Origin of the sequence: Streptomyces sp. NPDC058279 (assembly GCF_042881255.1) — a bacterium.
In the GTDB taxonomy this organism is placed as follows: domain Bacteria; phylum Actinomycetota; class Actinomycetes; order Streptomycetales; family Streptomycetaceae; genus Streptomyces.
Genome location: NZ_JBHVYA010000041.1, coordinates 2,501 through 5,203, shown reverse-complemented (window position 1 = coordinate 5,203; position 2,703 = coordinate 2,501). Strand labels below are relative to the sequence as shown.

At 52.4% G+C, this 2,703-nt stretch carries 2 tRNA genes and 2 rRNA genes (1 of these 4 running past the window's edge); all 4 read left to right on the top strand.

What is annotated here, in order from left to right:
• Positions 1-122: 122 nt before the first annotated feature.
• Positions 123-1,672, top strand: a 16S ribosomal RNA gene (locus tag ACFVXJ_RS31085).
• Positions 1,673-1,772: 100 nt separating this feature from the next.
• Positions 1,773-1,849: transfer RNA gene (locus ACFVXJ_RS31080), tRNA-Ile, on the top strand.
• Positions 1,850-1,863: 14 nt separating this feature from the next.
• Positions 1,864-1,939: transfer RNA gene (locus ACFVXJ_RS31075), tRNA-Ala, on the top strand.
• An 82-nt stretch (positions 1,940-2,021) separates the two neighbouring features.
• Positions 2,022-2,703, top strand: a 23S ribosomal RNA gene (locus ACFVXJ_RS31070) (it continues 2,247 nt past the right edge of the window).
• Together the 16S and 23S rRNA genes with 2 tRNA genes alongside form the textbook arrangement of a ribosomal RNA operon.

The following is a 2,703-nucleotide window of genomic DNA, read 5'->3' as shown; positions in this document are numbered from 1 at the left end:
TAATTAAGTCGCTTCAAGAGCGATGGACAAAGTTCTTTGAAAACTAAACAAGACAAAACGTACCTGTTAATTCAAAGTTTTAAATAAATCGCACAGCGATGTGCGTAGTCAGTCAAACTACTTTATCGGAGAGTTTGATCCTGGCTCAGGACGAACGCTGGCGGCGTGCCTAATACATGCAAGTCGAGCGGACAGATGGGAGCTTGCTCCCTGATGTTAGCGGCGGACGGGTGAGTAACACGTGGGTAACCTGCCTGTAAGACTGGGATAACTCCGGGAAACCGGGGCTAATACCGGATGGTTGTTTGAACCGCATGGTTCAAACATAAAAGGTGGCTTCGGCTACCACTTACAGATGGACCCGCGGCGCATTAGCTAGTTGGTGAGGTAACGGCTCACCAAGGCAACGATGCGTAGCCGACCTGAGAGGGTGATCGGCCACACTGGGACTGAGACACGGCCCAGACTCCTACGGGAGGCAGCAGTAGGGAATCTTCCGCAATGGACGAAAGTCTGACGGAGCAACGCCGCGTGAGTGATGAAGGTTTTCGGATCGTAAAGCTCTGTTGTTAGGGAAGAACAAGTGCCGTTCAAATAGGGCGGCACCTTGACGGTACCTAACCAGAAAGCCACGGCTAACTACGTGCCAGCAGCCGCGGTAATACGTAGGTGGCAAGCGTTGTCCGGAATTATTGGGCGTAAAGGGCTCGCAGGCGGTTTCTTAAGTCTGATGTGAAAGCCCCCGGCTCAACCGGGGAGGGTCATTGGAAACTGGGGAACTTGAGTGCAGAAGAGGAGAGTGGAATTCCACGTGTAGCGGTGAAATGCGTAGAGATGTGGAGGAACACCAGTGGCGAAGGCGACTCTCTGGTCTGTAACTGACGCTGAGGAGCGAAAGCGTGGGGAGCGAACAGGATTAGATACCCTGGTAGTCCACGCCGTAAACGATGAGTGCTAAGTGTTAGGGGGTTTCCGCCCCTTAGTGCTGCAGCTAACGCATTAAGCACTCCGCCTGGGGAGTACGGTCGCAAGACTGAAACTCAAAGGAATTGACGGGGGCCCGCACAAGCGGTGGAGCATGTGGTTTAATTCGAAGCAACGCGAAGAACCTTACCAGGTCTTGACATCCTCTGACAATCCTAGAGATAGGACGTCCCCTTCGGGGGCAGAGTGACAGGTGGTGCATGGTTGTCGTCAGCTCGTGTCGTGAGATGTTGGGTTAAGTCCCGCAACGAGCGCAACCCTTGATCTTAGTTGCCAGCATTCAGTTGGGCACTCTAAGGTGACTGCCGGTGACAAACCGGAGGAAGGTGGGGATGACGTCAAATCATCATGCCCCTTATGACCTGGGCTACACACGTGCTACAATGGACAGAACAAAGGGCAGCGAAACCGCGAGGTTAAGCCAATCCCACAAATCTGTTCTCAGTTCGGATCGCAGTCTGCAACTCGACTGCGTGAAGCTGGAATCGCTAGTAATCGCGGATCAGCATGCCGCGGTGAATACGTTCCCGGGCCTTGTACACACCGCCCGTCACACCACGAGAGTTTGTAACACCCGAAGTCGGTGAGGTAACCTTTTAGGAGCCAGCCGCCGAAGGTGGGACAGATGATTGGGGTGAAGTCGTAACAAGGTAGCCGTATCGGAAGGTGCGGCTGGATCACCTCCTTTCTAAGGATTTTAACGGAATATAAGACCTTGGGTCTTATAAACAGAACGTTCCCTGTCTTGTTTAGTTTTGAAGGAACTTTGTTCCTTGAATAAGTTAGATGGGCCTGTAGCTCAGCTGGTTAGAGCGCACGCCTGATAAGCGTGAGGTCGGTGGTTCGAGTCCATTCAGGCCCACCATCTTTACCCAATACGGGGCCTTAGCTCAGCTGGGAGAGCGCCTGCTTTGCACGCAGGAGGTCAGCGGTTCGATCCCGCTAGGCTCCACCAACGTGTTCTTTGAAAACTAGATAACAGAAGTAATTCACATTCAATTAGTAATACAAGATATCACGTAGTGATTCTTTTTAACGGTTAAGTTAGAAAGGGCGCACGGTGGATGCCTTGGCACTAGGAGCCGATGAAGGACGGGACGAACACCGATATGCTTCGGGGAGCTGTAAGCAAGCTTTGATCCGGAGATTTCCGAATGGGGAAACCCACCACTCGTAATGGAGTGGTATCCATATCTGAATACATAGGATATGAGAAGGCAGACCCGGGGAACTGAAACATCTAAGTACCCGGAGGAAGAGAAAGCAAATGCGATTCCCTGAGTAGCGGCGAGCGAAACGGGATTAGCCCAAACCAAGAGGCTTGCCTCTTGGGGTTGTAGGACACTCTGTACGGAGTTACAAAGGAACGAGGTAGATGAAGAGGTCTGGAAAGGCCCGCCATAGGAGGTAACAGCCCTGTAGTCAAAACTTCGTTCTCTCCTGAGTGGATCCTGAGTACGGCGGAACACGTGAAATTCCGTCGGAATCCGGGAGGACCATCTCCCAAGGCTAAATACTCCCTAGTGACCGATAGTGAACCAGTACCGTGAGGGAAAGGTGAAAAGCACCCCGGAAGGGGAGTGAAAGAGATCCTGAAACCGTGTGCCTACAAGTAGTCAGAGCCCGTTAACGGGTGATGGCGTGCCTTTTGTAGAATGAACCGGCGAGTTACGATCCCGTGCAAGGTTAAGCAGAAGATGCGGAGCCGCAGCGAAAGCG